The sequence below is a fragment of the Stenotrophomonas sp. 24(2023) genome, from assembly GCF_030913365.1.
GTDB lineage: Bacteria > Pseudomonadota > Gammaproteobacteria > Xanthomonadales > Xanthomonadaceae > Stenotrophomonas.
In genome coordinates this window covers 1528613-1544236 of the sequence record NZ_CP133160.1, presented here as the reverse complement: position 1 = coordinate 1544236, position 15624 = coordinate 1528613, and the positions used below count along the sequence as shown (strand labels likewise).

13 protein-coding genes are annotated in these 15624 nt (G+C 68.6%); 4 read left to right on the top strand and 9 right to left on the bottom strand.

Annotated features, from left to right (window positions below; all coding sequences use genetic code 11):
• Positions 1 to 80: 80 nt before the first annotated feature.
• The 3 genes from Q9R17_RS06860 to Q9R17_RS06850 are packed head-to-tail and all read right to left on the bottom strand — an operon-like array spanning position 81 to position 2352.
• On the bottom strand, positions 81 to 1397 hold the full coding sequence (locus tag Q9R17_RS06860; protein ID WP_308157676.1) for an ATP-binding protein: 1317 nt from the start codon (positions 1395 to 1397) through the stop codon (positions 81 to 83).
• Positions 1394 to 2053 carry a response regulator transcription factor gene (locus Q9R17_RS06855; RefSeq protein ID WP_308157675.1) on the bottom strand — a complete coding sequence of 220 codons (660 nt, stop codon included), beginning with the start codon at positions 2051 to 2053 and terminating at the stop codon, positions 1394 to 1396. Before Q9R17_RS06855 ends, Q9R17_RS06860 begins: the two co-directional genes overlap by 4 nt.
• Entirely contained in the window at positions 2053 to 2352 is a 300-nt protein-coding gene (locus tag Q9R17_RS06850; RefSeq protein WP_308157674.1) for a PepSY domain-containing protein, read from the bottom strand. The genes Q9R17_RS06855 and Q9R17_RS06850 overlap by 1 nt, the downstream gene beginning before the upstream one ends.
• A gap of 145 nt (positions 2353 to 2497) precedes the next feature.
• Here Q9R17_RS06850 and Q9R17_RS06845 point away from each other — a divergent pair, with 145 nt between their 5' ends.
• Positions 2498 to 2932: a PepSY domain-containing protein gene (locus Q9R17_RS06845; protein ID WP_308157673.1), complete on the top strand. Its 435-nt coding sequence runs from the start codon at positions 2498 to 2500 to the stop codon at positions 2930 to 2932.
• Positions 2933 to 2981: 49 nt separating this feature from the next.
• Here Q9R17_RS06845 and Q9R17_RS06840 read toward each other — a convergent pair whose 3' ends face one another.
• The 3 genes from Q9R17_RS06840 to Q9R17_RS06830 form a co-directional block, all read right to left on the bottom strand.
• Complete coding sequence (locus Q9R17_RS06840; protein WP_308157672.1) at positions 2982 to 3479, bottom strand: hypothetical protein; 498 nt, start codon at positions 3477 to 3479, stop codon at positions 2982 to 2984.
• A gap of 130 nt (positions 3480 to 3609) precedes the next feature.
• Positions 3610 to 4818 (bottom strand): FAD-dependent oxidoreductase, encoded by a 1209-nt coding sequence (locus Q9R17_RS06835; RefSeq protein WP_308157671.1) that lies wholly within the window; start codon positions 4816 to 4818, stop codon positions 3610 to 3612.
• Between the two features lie 6 nt (positions 4819 to 4824).
• Complete coding sequence (locus Q9R17_RS06830; protein WP_308157670.1) at positions 4825 to 5319, bottom strand: lipocalin family protein; 495 nt, start codon at positions 5317 to 5319, stop codon at positions 4825 to 4827.
• A gap of 196 nt (positions 5320 to 5515) precedes the next feature.
• On the opposite strand from Q9R17_RS06830, the gene Q9R17_RS06825 reads away from it, so the two are divergent.
• Together Q9R17_RS06825 and Q9R17_RS06820 are read left to right on the top strand one after the other, a co-directional pair.
• The gene (locus Q9R17_RS06825) at positions 5516 to 5764 is read left to right on the top strand and encodes a hypothetical protein (protein ID WP_308158299.1); all 249 of its coding nucleotides are present in this window, start codon (positions 5516 to 5518) and stop codon (positions 5762 to 5764) included.
• 131 nt (positions 5765 to 5895) lie between these two features.
• Entirely contained in the window at positions 5896 to 8304 is a 2409-nt protein-coding gene (locus Q9R17_RS06820) for a DUF3772 domain-containing protein (RefSeq protein ID WP_308158298.1), read from the top strand.
• A 534-nt stretch (positions 8305 to 8838) separates the two neighbouring features.
• Here the strand turns inward: Q9R17_RS06820 and Q9R17_RS06815 are convergent.
• Positions 8839 to 10944 (bottom strand): phosphoglycerol transferase I, encoded by a 2106-nt coding sequence (locus Q9R17_RS06815; RefSeq protein ID WP_308157669.1) that lies wholly within the window; start codon positions 10942 to 10944, stop codon positions 8839 to 8841.
• Positions 10945 to 11184: 240 nt separating this feature from the next.
• Complete coding sequence (locus Q9R17_RS06810; RefSeq protein WP_308158297.1) at positions 11185 to 12828, bottom strand: AarF/UbiB family protein; 1644 nt, start codon at positions 12826 to 12828, stop codon at positions 11185 to 11187.
• A 223-nt stretch (positions 12829 to 13051) separates the two neighbouring features.
• On the opposite strand from Q9R17_RS06810, the gene Q9R17_RS06805 reads away from it, so the two are divergent.
• Complete coding sequence (locus Q9R17_RS06805) at positions 13052 to 13978, top strand: DUF808 domain-containing protein (protein ID WP_308157668.1); 927 nt, start codon at positions 13052 to 13054, stop codon at positions 13976 to 13978.
• Positions 13979 to 14080: 102 nt separating this feature from the next.
• On the opposite strand, the gene Q9R17_RS06800 is transcribed toward Q9R17_RS06805, so the two are convergent.
• Entirely contained in the window at positions 14081 to 15619 is a 1539-nt protein-coding gene (locus Q9R17_RS06800) for a GGDEF domain-containing protein (protein ID WP_308157667.1), read from the bottom strand.
• Positions 15620 to 15624 lie beyond the last annotated feature (5 nt).

Below are 15624 nucleotides of genomic sequence, written 5' to 3'. Positions count from 1 at the left end.
TGATCGGCAGGTAGAGCCGGCTGTTGATCGACGGTTGTTCGCGGTAACGACGACCCGCGCGCGCGACCCCGTCACCCGCCTCACCCCAGCGGCAGTTCCAGCCGCGCGCGCAACCCGGGGTTCTCATTGGACAGCCGCAGCGAGCCGCCGTGGCTGGCGGCGATTTCCGCGGCAATCGCCAACCCCAGGCCACTGCCTTCCACGCGCTCATCCAGCCGCACGCCGCGCTGCAGTACGGCCTCCAGTTTGGCTGCATCCAGCCCCGGGCCGTCGTCGCGCACTTCGATATGCAGACGGTCCTGCATCGCCAGCGCGCGCAGGCGCACTTCGCTGCGCGCCCATTTGCCTGCGTTGTCCAGCAGGTTGCCCAGCATTTCTTCCAGATCGGTGGCGGCGCCGGCGAAGGCCAGCCCGGTGGCCACGTCCATCTGGAAGCGCACGCCACGGCTGCCATGCACGCGGGTCATCAACCGGCACAGGGCTTCTGCCGCCGGTGCCACCTCGCTGCGCTGGTGGTGGTCCACGGCCAGGCCGGCGGCCAGGTAGCGTTCGATGCTGGCGCGCATCCGCGCGCCCTGCTCATGCAGGGTCAGGCGCCAGTTGCGCCCTTCGCCCTGGGCTTCGGCAGCCAGCACGCTCAAGGGTGTCTTCAGGGCGTGGGCCAGGTCTTCGGCGCTGCTGCGCGCGCGCGCGACCATGCGCTGGTGATGGTCCAGCAATGCATCCAGCTCATCGGCCAGCGGCGCGATTTCGCGGTCCAGCCGGGTGCGGTCGATGCGGCTGGCATCGCCGCTGCGAATGCGCTCCAGCTGCTGGCCCAGGGCGCGCAGCGGGCGCAGGCCGAAGTGCACCTGGCTGGCCAGCACGGCCAGCCACGCCGCCACCAGCACGGCCAGCGCGATGGCCGTGCGCTGGCGGAAGGCGCTGACGTCGGCGTCCAGCGCGCTGCGGTCGGTGGCCACCACGGCGATGTAGGGTTGCGTTGCCCGTGGCAGCCGCACCTGCTGCACGCGGGCGCGCAGGGTTTGCTGCAATGGGCCGGGCAGATCGCGGGTGACCGCGCCGGTGGCCGCTGCGGTCAGGGTCTGGTCCCACAGCGAGCGCGACTGCAGCAGCACCGTGCCACTGCCATCGGCAATCTGCCAGTAGGCCCCGGAAAACACGCGCTGGAAGCGGGCGTCGTTGGGTTCCTGGCGCAGCTGCAGCTGGCCGTCGGGGCCCACCTCGGCCTGTGCCAGCAGGGTCAGCATGTCCTGCTGCAGGGCGTTGTCGATCTGGTCGCGCGCGCTGCGCTTGAACAGTTCGCCCAGCAGCGCGCTGGCCAGCAGCGAGACCAGCAGTACGCCCAGGCCACCGACCAGCAGCAGGCGCCGCCGCAAGGATGGCGGGCGGCTCATGGCGGTGCCAGCCGCCAGCCCTGGCCGCGCACGGTGTGGATCAGCTCGAGGCCCAGCTTGCGCCGCACGCGGCCCAGCAGCACGTCCAGCGCATTGGAATCGGGGTCGTGGCCGCCATCGAAGACATGCTCGCCCAAGCGGTCGCGGCCGATCACCTGCCCGGCATGGTGGATGAAGTAGCTCAGCACGCGGAATTCCTGTGGACTCAGCGCCAGCGGCTGCCCGTCCAGATCGAACTGGCCGGCATTGATGTCCAGCTGCAGCGGCCCGCACTGCAGGCGCGGGCTGGCATGGCCGGCGCTGCGGCGGATCAGTGCACGCAGGCGCAGGATCAGCTCGTCCGGCTGGAAGGGCTTGGTCAGGTAGTCGTCGGCACCGGCATCGAAGCCGGCCAGCTTGTCGTGCCAGCGGGCGCGTGCGGTCAGCACCAGCACCGGGAAGCTGCGCCCGGCGGCACGCCAGCGCTCGATCACGCTCAGGCCATCCAGCCCGGGCAGGCCCAGATCGACGATGGCGGCATGCAGGTCGTCGATCTGGCCGATCTCCTCGGCCCGGCGGCCGTCGGCAGCGGCGGTCACCACATAGCCGGCCTGCTCCAGCAGCGGCTGCAGCCGCTGCGTCAATGCGCCATCGTCCTCGGCCAGCAGGATCCGCATCAGTCCTCGTCCAGTTCGGTCTTCAGCAATCGTCCGTTGCGCGCATCATAGTCCAGCTCGACCACCACGCCGTCAGCGCGCAGGATTTCCACTTCGTACACGCCATCATCCAGCTCCACTTCCAGCAGCTGGCCGGGGTGGCGCCTGAGCGCATCGCGCACCACGCTTTCCAGCGGCACGTAGCGGCCCTGCTGCACGGCACGGCGCGCCACCTGCTGCGCCGGGTCCTGGGCCGGTGCGGCGCCGGGGGCGGGGCCGGCCAGGGCCAGCAGCAGCGGCAGCAGGGAAAGGACGGGCATGGTCGATCGCGGCATGGCAGCGGGGATGGGGCGAGTGTGCCGGCGGCGACTAACAGCCGGCTAACAACGGCTGCTAAGGGGCTGTTAGCCGGTACAGGCACCGTGGTGTTGCCGGGATGGTCCGGCAGCCCACAGGAGAACCCCCATGTTGAAGTCCTTCACCCTTGCCGCGGTGGTGGCCCTGGCCGTTGCGCCGGCCGCGCAGGCCGCTCCGCTCGGCCTGGCCCAGGTTGAACAGACGCTGCGCAAGGCCGGCTATACCCAGATCCATGAAATCGAACGCGACGACGGCCTGTGGGAAGCCGATGTCAGCCGTGCTGATGGCCGCTTCAGCGAGGTCTACGTGGACCCGAAGACCGGCGAGATCTTCGATGAGCACAACGGCCGTGCGTTGTTGCCCACCGACCAGGTGCTGGCCAGGGCGCAGGCCCACGGGCTGACGCAGATCCATTCGCTGGAGCGCGATGGCGCAACATGGTCGCTGGAAGCGCGCAATGCCCGCAACCAGCGCGTCGAGGTGCGCCTGAGCGGCTATGACGGCCGCATCCTGCACAGCGAGCGCGACGGCTGGCTGGATTGATGGCCCATGCCCTGCGGTGCCGGCGTGGGCCGGCACCCGGCGGCCCGGGTTACCAGCCGAACGGCGCCGGGTTGCCCCAGCCACCGCCGCGGCCCCAGTAGCCCGGGCCGGGGCCGTAGCCACCGTAGGGGCCGAAGAAGCCCGGGCCCTTGCCTTCGCTGACATGGATGTTGACGTTCACCCCGTGGGTCTTGCCGTCATCGGTGGTGTAGTTCTTGCTCAGGTTCAGCGTGGCGGCGTTGTAGTGCGTGTTGCCGTAGTTCTTGGCATAGCCGATGCCGGTGGTGAAGCTGCCGGACACCCGCAGCTTGTCGTCCGTCACGTCGGCGATCCTGGCGTCGTCGTGCACGCGCGGGCCACTCTTGTCGCCGTAGTAGGTGCCCGGCGGGTCCTGCTGCAGTGCCGGGTCGTTGAGGTAGCGCATCGGCGCCTGCGGCACGTTCAGGTCCAGCCCGTTCACCTGCGGCGCAGTGGCACCGGCAGCGGATTGGGCCAGTACGGTCCCGGGCAGGGCCAGGCACAGCAGCAGGGTCAGGGGGCGGATCATCACGGCGCTCCAACGGGCAGGGACGGCATGCACCACACGCGGCGGTACAGGCCGACGCTAGCAGGGGTTGCTTGAATGATGCCTGTCGCCGCCGGCATGTGGTAGATCCGGGCCATGCCCGGATGCCCCCCTACAGCCGCCCGAACCCGAACAGGTCCTGCAGCGGGTGGGGTTGCCGCTCGATCCGTGCCCGTATCAGCCCGGCGCCGATCATGGAATAGGTGATGCCATTGCCGCCGTAGGCCATGGCGAAGTGCACGCGCGGCCCCCATTGCGGATGCGGGCCGAAGAACGGCAGGCCGTCGGCGGTTTCGGCGAAGGTGCCGGCCCAGGAAAACGCCGGTACCGGCTGCAGCCACGGGAACCAGCCGCGCAGCTGCCGCAGCAGCCGGTCGGCCTTGCGCTGCACGCGGCGGTCGCGGCGGGCCGGTACGTCCAGCGCATCATCCAGCCCGCCCACCAGCAACCGGCCCTCGCCGGTGGCACGCAGGTACAGGTAGGGGCGGGCGCTTTCCCAGACCATCGTCCGTGACAGCGGGCCCAGAACATCCGGGGCGATGGGGTCGGTGATGAAGGCATAGCTGCTGCGGTTGCGCGCCACCGGCTGGCGCAGCCACTGCTGGGCGGCATAACCGGTGGCCATGACCACGTGGCGTGCCCGCACGGTGGCGCCGGTTTCCAAGCGCGCCGTCACCCCGCGCGTGGTGGGCTGCAGGTGGTGCACGGTGGTGCGGTCATGCACGCGGCCGCCACGGCGCTGCAGCCGCTGCAGCAGGCGGTAGGTCAGGCAGTACGGGTCCACGCGCGCCGCCTGCCGGGTCAGCAGCGCACCGCCGGCATCGACATCGAAGCGGGCCTGCAGCGCGGCACGGTCCAGCCAGCGCGCATCCAGGCCGGCCTGGCGGCGGGCCTGGCCTTCGGCCATCAGCACGGCAGCATCACGGCGGCCGCTGGCCAGGTACAGGCTGTCCATGCGCCTGAAATCCACGCCCTTCAGGCCGGCACTCACGCGGGCCAGTGCTGGCAGGGCCTGTGCACAGGCCTGGTAGGCCAGCGCGGCCGCCTGCGGTCCATGCCGCGCGGCCAGGTCCAGCAGGTGCGTGTCGATTTCATACTGCAGCAGGGCGGTGCTGGCCGCGCTGCTGCCCCAGCCGATGTCGCGCTGCTCGATCACCGCCACGTCATGGCCGTGCGCGGACAGTTCATCGGCAACCAGTGCGCCACTGATGCCGCCGCCCACCACCAGCACCTCGCAGTGCAGGTCCTGCTGCAGCGGCGGGAAGGCCTGGATCAGGCCGTTGCGTACCGCCCACCAGGGGTAGCCGCTTTTCAGGTCCATGCGGGCTCAGGCCGTGGGATGGCCGGTATGCGGGGTCTGGATCAGTTCGGACAGATCGAAGCCCTGCAGGCGCGCTGCGGCCAGATAATGGTCCTGCACGGTGGCATCCAGCTGCGGGGTACGCGACAGCAGCCACAGGTAACGGCGGTCGGGGCTGCCGACCAGCGACACGCTGTAGTCCGGGGCGATCTGGATCACCCAGTAGTCGCCCTTGGTGAACGGCAGCCAGCGCAGGCCCTTGGGCAGGAAGCTCACGGCCAGGCGCGCACTGTCGTTGTCCACCACGCAGGCCTCGCCGGTGGCTTCCTCCACCTGGCCGTCCATGCGGCAGCGGTTGTGCACGTGCACGTTGCCGTTGTCGAGCAGGCGGTAGTGCGCCGATACATCGGTGCATCCTTCCGGCTCGTGGCGCATGGGCAGCCGCGCGATCTCATACCAGGTGCCCAGGTAGCGGGGCAGCTTGAGGTCGGTGACGGTCTTGAGCTCGGCGGTAAGGGGCATCGTGCACGGGAAGGGTGGGGGTGTCTGCACCTTGCCGCGCGCGGCGCCATGGGCGGGTGAAGCCCAGGCGATGGCCGCGTCCAGAACGCAGCGTCGCTGCGGTGGTCCCGGGGCTGTCACCGGTGCGGCGCTATGCTCGTGCCAGCGCGGTGGTGTTCCAATCCAATGAATGTCGATGAAGACGATGGAGGTGCCGATGTACCACGTGATCCTGATGACCAGCGCGGCCACCGTGGCCCGTGAACGCTGGCCCGAGGCCGAGCCGCTGGTGGACTACCAGGGGGTCAGCTACAGCCTGCGCGCCGGGCCGCGGCAGCCGCTGCCCACCGACCACCCCTGGGACCCGATCGCGGTGTATGCGCCCGATGAGATCACCGAGGAAGAGTTCCAGGACTGGTATGGGCAGCTGCAGCCAGTGGTCGAGGAACTGCGGCTGAAGTACTGAGCGCACCGGGGGCGCTGCACACCGCGCCGCTGCCCATCTGCTATTTACGGTGCGTGCCGTATAGTCGCGCGCAGGCGCGGTGGTCCGCGTGAACCGGTGTGGCGGGCGTGTCTTCTTTCCGATCGATCCTGATGCGCAGGCCCTGGCTGGGCCTGCTGATGTGCAGCTGGTTGCTGCTGGCCGCGCCGCTGGCCGCGCTGGCGCAGTCGCCCGAGGATGACCCCAGCCCCAGGGAGCAGCTGCAGCAGGCCGAGGATGCCCTCAAGCAGGTGCAGCAGTCGCTGCAGGATGCCGAGGCGACGGAAACGCTGAAGGTGCTGTCCGAGCGGGCCAGCCAGGCCGCGCGCGATGCCGATGCCATCGGCAAGGCGCTGCAGCCGAAGCTGGACCAGCTCAAGCTGCAGCGCGACCAGCTGGGCGAGGTGCCCGAGGGCACCACGGAAAGCCGTGAGATCACCACCCAGCGCCGTACCTTGAACAAGCAGTACAGCGATCTGGATGCGCAGATCAAGATTGCCGGCCAGCTGGCGACCAGTGGCAAGCAGCTGGCCACCGACATCGACGCGCAGCGGGCCACGCAGTTCAGCGATGAACTGCTGCACAAGGTGGCTTCGCCGTTGTCGGCGCGCCTGTGGGAACAGGTGGCCGAACAGCTGCCGGGTGATGTGGAGCGCGTGGCGGGCCTGTACCAGATGGCCACCCGCACCGCGCAGGCCGGTATCCAGGCCAACGGCTGGACCACGCCGCTGCTGGGCCTGCTGGCCGCGCTGCTGATGGCGTTCCCGCTGCGCATGGGCCTGCGCGCGCTGGGCCGTCGCTTCGCCGCTTCCGAGCGCGCCCCGGATGGGCGCCTGCGCCGTTCCGGGCTGGCGCTGTGGCTGCTGCTGGTCGGCACGCTGCTGCCGGGCTTCGCCGCCGTGGTGCTGGTGGCCTCGCTGGACAGCATCGCTGCGATCCCGCCGCGCCTGCAGACCGTGGCCGAGCATTTCCAGGCCGCCACCTTCTTCTCCGCGTTCATCGTGGCACTCAGTGCCTGCCTGCTGGTGCCCAAGCGCCCGACGTGGCGCCTGCTCAACCTGGACGATACGGCGGCGTGGAAGCTGCGCAAGTACGCCTGGGGCGCGGCCGCGCTGACCTGGCTGAGCGTGGTGCTGGTGGCGGTGGACCGCGAGGCACGCACCAGCGAGGTCAGCACCATCGCCCTGGATGGCCTGATCGCGCTGACCTACCTGGGCCTGATCATGGCGATGCTGGTGACCCTGGCGCGCCTGCACCGGCGGCAGACCGCCGAGGCCGAGGCCAAGCTGGAAGCGGCCGCCAACGATGGGCATGTGCAGGGCGGGCCGGTGCGCCGCAGCGGCTGGATGGTGGTGGCCCGGGTAGCGGGCAACATCGCCGTGGTCTCGGCCATCATCGCCACGCTGCTGGGCTATCTCAACCTGGCCAAGTTCGTGAACCAGCAGCTGGTCTGGGGCGGGGTGATCGTGATGGCGGCCACCCTGCTGCTGAAGTTCGTCGATGACTTCTGCACGTGGCTGCTCAATGCCGACAGCCGGGTTGGCCAGACCATCCTGCTCAGCACCGGGCTGAGCGTATCGCGGGTGGAACAGGCCGGCGTGCTGCTGTCGGCGGTGCTGCGCATCGCGGTGGTGGTGCTGGCCGTGCTGGGCCTGATGGCACCGTTCGGCAACCTGGGGGCCGTGCTGGATTCGATGCAGGCCCTGGCCGATGGCACCACCATCGGCGGCATTCCGCTGGAGCCGGGCCGTGTTGCGCTGGCGGTGCTGGTGCTGGTGGTGGGCCTGGCGGTGATGCAGCTGGTACAGCACTGGCTGGCCGATACCTACCTGCCCAAGACCGAGCTGGACCTGGGCGCGCGCAATTCCATCAGTACCGTTGCCCGTTACGTGGGGGTCATCCTGGCGGTGCTGTGGGCGCTGGCCACGCTGGGCATCGGGTTCCAGAAGCTGGCGCTGGTGGTCAGCGCGCTGTCGGTGGGCATCGGCTTCGGCCTGCAGGCGATCACGCAGAACTTCGTGTCGGGCCTGATCCTGCTGGCCGAGCGGCCGGTCAAGATCGGCGACTGGGTGAAGCTGGGTGACCAGGAAGGCGACATCCGCCGCATCAACGTGCGTTCCACCGAGATCCAGGTGGGCGACAAATCCACGCTGATCGTGCCCAACTCGGAGCTGATCACCAAGACCATCCGCAACATGACGATGGGCAACAACCAGGGGCGCATCCAGATCCAGTTCGCGGTGCCCACCAGCACCGATGTGGCGGCGCTGCGGCAGGCGCTGCTGGATGCCTACAGCGCGCATGCCAACGTGCTCACGCAGCCGGCGCCGACGGTGTACATCGACAACATCGCCGGTGGCCAGATCACGATGAACAGTTTTGCCTACGTGGCCAGCCCACGGCAGGTGTATGCCACGCGCAGCGACCTGTATTTCAGCCTGCTGGGCATCCTGGCCGAGCGTGGCATCGCGTTGTCCACCCCGACCGACATCCATCTGATACGCGATACCCCGCCGGAGTGAGGAGTGGGTTTGTTGCAGGGCTGCGCCCTGCACCTGCTGAGGCAACGTCAACGTCAAAAGCGTGCATTCCGTGGGATGGCGGGGTGGGTCCGGTTGCGGGGGACGCCGTAAATACGTCCCTGTAGGCTCGGTCGCGCCATCCATGGCGCTCACGCCCCCGCAACCGGACCCACCCCGCCTTCGACGATTTCCCGCGATCTGTTGTAGATCCACGGCATGCGTGGATGCTTTTCGATGAATTCTCGAAATATTCGATGTCGATTGAGATCCATCCACGCATGGCGTGGATCTACCGTGTCGACCAAGGCCGACACCTGCCAACAGCCGCGTGAAGCTGTCAGAGGTGGGGCGGTGTCGGATTGCGGGGTGTCCGCGGCATGGATGCCGCGGCCAAGCCTACACGGACGTACTTGCGGCGTCCCCGCCATCCGACATCGCCCCGCCATCCCATGGAACGCCTGCTTTTGAAGTTGCTTTTGACGTTGCTCTGGCCTGTAGCAGGTGCGGGGCGCAGCCCGGCCGGCCCGGCCCCCTTTACCCCCGCGGTCGCGCGCGTGAGGGCACCAGCGCGAAGGTATCCACTGCCAGCTTCTCGGCATGGTTCAACCATGCGCGGATTTCCAGATCATCCACCTCGTGGTCCAGGCCGAAGGACACATTGATGCGGCCCTGCGCATCGGGCTGCACCCACTGCTGGGCCAGCACCACCTTGCGCTGCGAGGACACCGCTTCGATCCAGAAGCCACGCTCCGGGCGCGTGCTGGCCACCAGCTTGAGCATGTACTGGCCGGCCCGGGTGCGGCGGCCCTTCTGGGTGATCATGTGCGCCTGGCGCACGCTCGGGCGCGGCCCCTGTAACGCATCCAGCGGTGCATCCACCGCGATGCCCTGGCGCAGCTGTCCGTCGCGGTACAGCTTGATGCCGTTGTCGCGGTTCACCAGCAGCGCGCACCAGTCACCGTCGGCCGAACCGTCCTCGAACGCCGTGCAGCGGTCCACGTAGGCCAGGGTGTTGTCCGGGTCGGCATCGTCGAACTGTCGCGATGTATTTTCCAGGTAGACCGACTTCAGGCCCCAGTCCTTGTCGTATTCCAGCAGCACCGGCGGCTGCACGTGCTGCAGGCCCACCACCACCTGGTCATCGCCATCGATCTTCAGTTCACGGGTCGGTTCGCCCAGCCACAGCGAACGGGCGAAGGCCAGGTACTGCGGGTAGTCCTTGCCGCCTTCGCGCCGGGCGGCTGCACTGGCACTGGCCGGCCGCTTGTCGGCCAGCAGGGAACGGCCGAAGCCCAGCGCCTGCTGGTGCGGGTCGAGCAGGCCCAGCAGGGTGGCGCCGGAATCGAGCGTGCTGGCATCGGTGGCCTGCAGCTGGCGCGGTGCCACGCCGTCACCGAGGAACAGCAGCAGGTTCTCGCGCTGCTGCCGGGCCAGGATGTGGCTCAGATCGTTGGGCATGGCGAGGTGGTCGGAGGCGATCACGATCAGCGTGTCCTTGCCATAGGGGCTGGCCTGGATGCGGTCCACCAGCTGCGAGATCAGGCGGTCGGTGCACTTGAGCGCGTTGAGCAGGCCGATGTTGCCGTAGGCGCTGTCGTAGCGCGTGCCGCGGCAGGAAACGGGCAGGTGCCCGGCCGGGTGATGGGTGTCCATGGTCAATGTGGTCAGCATGAACGGTGCGCCCTGCCGCGACAGCTGCTCGAAGCGCTGGTACGCGGTGTCCAGCAGCACATCGTCATGCACGCCCCAGGTGGAGTAGTGCGTGCGGCCGATCTTCTTCTGCTGCTTGAACCAGTCCAGGTCATGTACTTCATCGAAGCCATGGCTGGCCAGGAACTGGCCCTTGCCGGCGAAGCGGCCGTTGGCGCCGCCCAGGTAATGGTTGGTGTAGCCCTGCTGCTTGAGGTAGTCGCCCAGGCAGACGGCCTTGGGCAGGAAGCTGCCCATGCGGTCCATGCTGTTCTCATCGCCCTGGGAGGTGGTCAGCGGCACGCCGCACATCGAGGACACCAGCCCGGCGATGGTCCAGCCGCTGCCTTCGGCCGAAGCCAGCCCGCGCACGTCCAGCGCCTTGCCGGCCAGGCGGTTGAGGTTGGGCATCAGGCCCGGGAACGTGCGCTCATCCAGATAGGTGCGTTCCAGGCTTTCGCCATAGATCCAGACGATGTTGCGCGGGCGCTGCAGCGCCTGCGTGGGCACCTGGTATTCCGGTGCCACGCGGCTGAAATCCACCGGGCGCAGCTGCTGGTACAGGCGCTGGCCATCGCGTGCCAGCGGGCTGACCGTGATGGCGACCAGCCAGGTGCAGGCGAAGGCGGCAAACCATGCGGTGCCGTGGCCGGGGCGTCGCCAGCGGCGCACGCGCGTGGCGAACAGCGGCAGCAGCGATACCAGTGCCAGCACGATGAAGCCGGCGATGACGCGCTTGAAGTCGGCCACGCCGGCGCCTTCCATGTCCGCGCCGAGGTGGTACAGGGTGGCCGCATTCAGGCCATCGCCGGACAACTGGTCGATCAACCACCACGCACTCAGTGCAAGCAGCAGCAGCGAGAACAGGCTGGCCTTGGCCCAGATGAAACGTTCCGAGGCAAGCAGCAACCAGGCCAACAGCAACAGCGACAGCAGCAGAATCCAGAGCATGGGCATCTTCGGCAGCGACGGGGTCGTGGTGATGGACGTCGTACCGACGCGCTGTCCATCCGATCGCAGCTGCGATGCACAGGTGCATGACAGGGCGATGACTGGATCATGCCTGCGCGAACCTGACTGAAATGTTTGTTCGTTGATGAATGTGATGGCGCAGCGCGAAACACGCCGCATGCGTTAAAACTGCGTGCAGATGCACGCATCATGTGTCGGTTCGTGTCGATGTATCCCTGTTCAGCGGTGCCCGCGTTCCTCGCGTGCGCGTGCACGGCGGTCGAACAGCAGCGCGCTGGCGATCAGGCCCAGGCCGAGCACAACGCCGATCAGCATCAGCAGCATCGCGATGGCCGGATACCCGAACAGATGCCAGCCGGTTTCCACGCGCATCATCAGCGAGGACGCCATGATGAGGGCGGCAGTGATGATGCCGGCCGATACGCGGTTGGCGATCTTCTGCAGGTTTTCCATCAGCCGCGACTCCTCCAGCCCGGTCACCTTCATCTGCAGCCGGTTTTCGGCCAGCAGCGCCATGATGTCGGTGAGCTTGCGCGGGCCATCGCGCAGCAGCTGCTGCAGTTCCATCGCCTCGCTGGCCAGGTTCGCTGCCGACAGCGATTTCTTCAGGCGCGCGCGCATCACGTGCTGCAGCTGGCGTTCGACGATGCGCCGGGTTTCCAGCTGCGGCGCCAGCAGGCGGCACACCGTTTCCAGGTTCAACAGCGCCTTGCCCAGCAGGCTCAGTTCCGGTGGCGTGCGCAGCCCGCTCGCCGTGGCGATGCGTACCATGTCCAGCACCACCCGGCCTTCGGAAAAGCTGCTGGTGGCCGCATAGCGGGCGATCAGCTGGCCGGTCTCGCGCAGGTAGCGTTCCTCGTCGAAGGCTTCCAGCCGGGTGCTGATGCTGATCAGGTCGTCGGCCACTTCCTCGCCGCGCCCATCCACGGCGGCGAACAGGATCTTCAGCAAGCGCTCGCGCAGCCGTGGCGGCATGTGCGCGACCATGCCCAGGTCGAAGATCGCCAGGCGTCCATCGGGCGTCACCCGCAGGTTGCCCGGGTGCGGGTCGGCATGGATCTCGCCATGCACGAAGATCTGGTCCAGGTAGCCACGGATCAGCGCGGCGGCCAGCGGCTCCATCGATTCCTCGGTGCGACGCACATCGGGAATGGCATCCACGCGCACGCCGTTGACCAGTTCCATGGTCAGCACGCGTTGGCTGCAGTAATCGTTGACCGGCTGCGGCACCCACAGGCGGCGGAAGGGCTTGAGGTGCTGGCCGAAGCGCGCCAGGTTCTCGGCTTCGGCGTGGTAGTCCAGCTCCTGCATCAGCGTCTTGGCGAATTCGTTGAGCCAATCGCGCAGGCGCACGCGGCGGCCGACCTGGGTCAGGTGATCGGCGGCCAGCGCGAAGCTGCGCAGCGCTTCCAGGTCCGAGCGCAGCTGCGCGGCCACTTCCGGCTTCTGTACCTTCACCGCAACCTGCCGGCCGTCATGCAGCACGGCGCGATGCACCTGCGCGATGGAAGCGCAGCCCAGCGGTTGCGGGTCGAAACTGGCGAACAGCTTGTTCACCGGCACGCCCAGTTCCTGTTCGATGATGGCGTGGATGCGTTCGACGGGAATGGCGGCCACCTGTTCCTGCATGCGCTCCAGGGCCGTGGCGAATTCCACCGGCACCATGTCCGGCCGCGTGGACAGCATCTGGCCGAGCTTGACGAAGGTCGGGCCGAGCGCCTCCAGATCGCTGACGAACTGTTCGGGGTTGCCGTCGGCCGGGACATCGGCATGGCTGCCGGCGGTGTCCAGGTTCATGCCGGAAAACACGCCCGAATGCCGGTAGCGCATCAGCAGGCGCAGGATCTGGCTGCGCCGGTTCATGCCGGTCACCAGCGGTGGGTTGCTCGTGGCGGTGGACGGACTGCTCAAGCGGAACTCCTTGATGTCGGCGGCGCGTCGGGCCCGGTAGCGCCCGGCGCCGCCGGGCGGAACGGGATCACCGGGCCAGTGTCCCCGCAGCCGGGTAGGCGCACGGTGAACCCGCTTCCGCAGGCGCGGCCGGATCGGTCAGAATCCGCCTTCGACCCTCTTTGTTGGATGTGCCATGGCCGGTGCCAGCCTGTTCGCCCTGCTCGACGATATTGCTTCGCTGCTGGATGACGTGTCCGTGCTGACCAAGGTGGCCGCCAAGAAGACCGCCGGCGTGCTGGGCGATGACCTGGCGCTCAACGCCGAACAGGTGACCGGCGTGCGCGCCAACCGGGAACTGCCGGTGGTGTGGGCAGTGGCCAAGGGCTCGCTGGTCAACAAGGTGATCCTGGTGCCGGCGGCGCTGGCCATCAGTGCGCTGGAAGCCTGGCTGCACGGCCGGGGCTGGAACGTGCCGCTGATCGTGCCGTTGATGATGATCGGTGGCGGTTTCCTGTGCTTTGAAGGCGTGGAAAAGCTGGCGCACAAGTTCCTGCACTCGGCCGATGATGATGCGCAGCGGCAGGCCGAGCGCCGCCAGGCGCTGGCTGACGAACAGGTGGACATGGTGGCCTGGGAAAAGGAGAAGGTGAAAGGCGCGGTGCGCACCGATTTCATCCTGTCCGCCGAGATCATCGTGCTGACCCTGGGCGTGGTGGCCGCCGCGCCGTTCATCAACCAGGTCGGCACGCTGGCCGTGGTGGCCGTGGCCATGACGATCTTCGTGTACGGGCTGGTGGCCGGCATCGTCAAGCTGGACGATCTGGGCCTGTACCTGGCGCGCAAGGGGGCGGCGCTGGCGGCACTGGGCCGTGGCCTGCTGGTGGCAGCGCCATGGCTGATGAAGTTCCTGTCCATCGCCGGCACCGTGGCGATGTTCCTGGTCGGCGGCGGCATCCTGGTCCACAACGTGCCGGCGCTGCACCATGCGGTGCAGGCGCTGGGCGGTGACGGCCCGTGGGGCTGGCTGGTGAATGCGGCCGCCAACATCGGCGTCGGCCTGGTGGCCGGTGCGGTCATCCTGGGCGTGGTGCAGGGCGTGCAGAAGCTGCGCGGCCGGTAGAGGCCGCTGCTCCGGTAGAGGCCAACCTGGGTTGGCACGTTTCTACCATGGCAGCCAACCCAGGTTGGCATCTACCAACACGGATGCCGGTGTACGGCGGGATTACCCGGCCTGCACCCGGTTCTTGCCCTGGCGCTTGGCCGCATACAGGGCGGCGTCGGCGCGCTGCAGCAGCTGTTCGCCGCTGTCGCCGGGCTGCCACTGCGCCAGCCCGGCGCTGAAGTGCACCGGCACACGCTGGCCCTGCACGGTCAGCACGCGGTGGGCCAGCGAGCGCTGCAGGCGCTGCACGGTGCCCATGCCATCGGCGGCCGGTGTTTCCGGCAGCACCAGCACGAATTCATCGCCGCCCAGGCGGGCCACGCCATCGGTGGCGCGCAGCAGCAGGCGGCAGACCGCCACCAGGTGCTGCAGCACGGCGTCGCCACCGGCATGGCCATGGGCATCGTTGGTCAGGTGGAAATCGTCCAGGTCCAGCACGGCCACCCCCAGCGGGCTGCCGTTGCGCGCGGCACGGGCCAGCTCGCGTGCCAGCAGTTCGTCCAGCCCGCGCCGGTTGAGCGCGCCGGTCAGCGGGTCGGTACGCACCAGGTCGCCCACTTCGCGCAGCTCGTTTTCCAGTTCGGTGATGCGCTGCTCGGCGCGCTCCACATCCGCGCGTGCGGTGGCCAGGTGGTCGCGGGCCTGCGCGGCCTGCTGCTGCACCTTGCCGGTGTCATGCATCACGTCCTGCAGCAGCTGGTTGAGATCGGCAATGCTGCGCGCCTCGCGCAGCGCCAGCGCGTAGCTGCTGATGCGGTCGTGGTATTCACCGGTGCTGGTGGCCATGCCATCCATGCGCTCGATGAACTCGCCCATCAGCCCGCGCATGGCCGCCTTGGATTCGTTGATGCCCTCACGCAGCAGGCCCTGCCGGTAGATCACCTCGCGCAGTTCGGCGCGCGTGCGCTCCACCGCTTCCGGGTCCACCGGGCCGGACAGCAGCTGCCGCACCGCGCCGATCTGGCCCTGCAGCCAGCTGCGGTCATCCAGCAGTTCGCTGACGTTTTCCAGCAGCAGGTCGAATAGGTTCAGCAGCAGGTCCTGCTGTTCCTGCCAGCCTTCGCCGCGCACGCCGATCTGGTGGCTCAGTTCGCGCACGCCCTGTTCGATCGGCTCCAGCGGTGCACCGGGCTGCCAGGCACGCAGGGTGCCGGCCAACTGCGTGGCCTGCTCGCGCAGGCCCGGGTCGTGCTGCAGCAGCGCCACCACGGCCGTGCCCAGCAGCAGGCGCAGCTGCTCGCGCAGGCGCAGGCTGTCGGGCTGGCCATCGGGGGATTGCTGTTCGATGGTGCGGATGTACTTGTCGATCAGCTGGCGCATCGCCCGGCCGTAGCGGGGCCAGTCGGCGCTGGCCTGTGCCGATTGCAGGCGGTCGCCCATGTCGCCCAGTTCGCCGGGCAGGGTCGCCATGCCGTTGGCGAACGCGGCCAGCAGCGGTTCGGGCGCATCGGCCCCGGCGAACAGCTGCTGCAGTGCCACCGCGCCACCGCCCTGCAGGACCACCCGGTCGCCACGGCCGTCGTCGGCCACCGCCCGCACGCGCGCCAGCGGGCCCAGCGCGGTGCCGGTAGCAGGGCGATCGTCGGGGCGGTCCGTCATGGGGA

Bases quoted from the DNA above. Each gene is read 5' to 3' on its own strand.
- Q9R17_RS06830 (WP_308157670.1), bottom strand. From the start codon at position 5,319: ATGCCCCTTACCGCCGAGCTCAAGACCGTCACCGACCTCAAGCTGCCC.
- Q9R17_RS06855 (WP_308157675.1), bottom strand. From the start codon at position 2,053: ATGCGGATCCTGCTGGCCGAGGACGATGGCGCATTGACGCAGCGGCTG.
- Q9R17_RS06800 (WP_308157667.1), bottom strand. From the start codon at position 15,619: ATGACGGACCGCCCCGACGATCGCCCTGCTACCGGCACCGCGCTGGGC.
- Q9R17_RS06835 (WP_308157671.1), bottom strand. From the start codon at position 4,818: ATGGACCTGAAAAGCGGCTACCCCTGGTGGGCGGTACGCAACGGCCTG.
- Q9R17_RS06820 (WP_308158298.1), top strand. From the start codon at position 5,896: ATGCGCAGGCCCTGGCTGGGCCTGCTGATGTGCAGCTGGTTGCTGCTG.
- Q9R17_RS06810 (WP_308158297.1), bottom strand. From the start codon at position 12,828: ATGAACCGGCGCAGCCAGATCCTGCGCCTGCTGATGCGCTACCGGCAT.
- Q9R17_RS06805 (WP_308157668.1), top strand. From the start codon at position 13,052: ATGGCCGGTGCCAGCCTGTTCGCCCTGCTCGACGATATTGCTTCGCTG.
- Q9R17_RS06860 (WP_308157676.1), bottom strand. From the start codon at position 1,397: ATGAGCCGCCCGCCATCCTTGCGGCGGCGCCTGCTGCTGGTCGGTGGC.
- Q9R17_RS06840 (WP_308157672.1), bottom strand. From the start codon at position 3,479: ATGATCCGCCCCCTGACCCTGCTGCTGTGCCTGGCCCTGCCCGGGACC.
- Q9R17_RS06825 (WP_308158299.1), top strand. From the start codon at position 5,516: ATGTACCACGTGATCCTGATGACCAGCGCGGCCACCGTGGCCCGTGAA.
- Q9R17_RS06845 (WP_308157673.1), top strand. From the start codon at position 2,498: ATGTTGAAGTCCTTCACCCTTGCCGCGGTGGTGGCCCTGGCCGTTGCG.
- Q9R17_RS06850 (WP_308157674.1), bottom strand. From the start codon at position 2,352: ATGCCCGTCCTTTCCCTGCTGCCGCTGCTGCTGGCCCTGGCCGGCCCC.
- Q9R17_RS06815 (WP_308157669.1), bottom strand. From the start codon at position 10,944: ATGCTCTGGATTCTGCTGCTGTCGCTGTTGCTGTTGGCCTGGTTGCTG.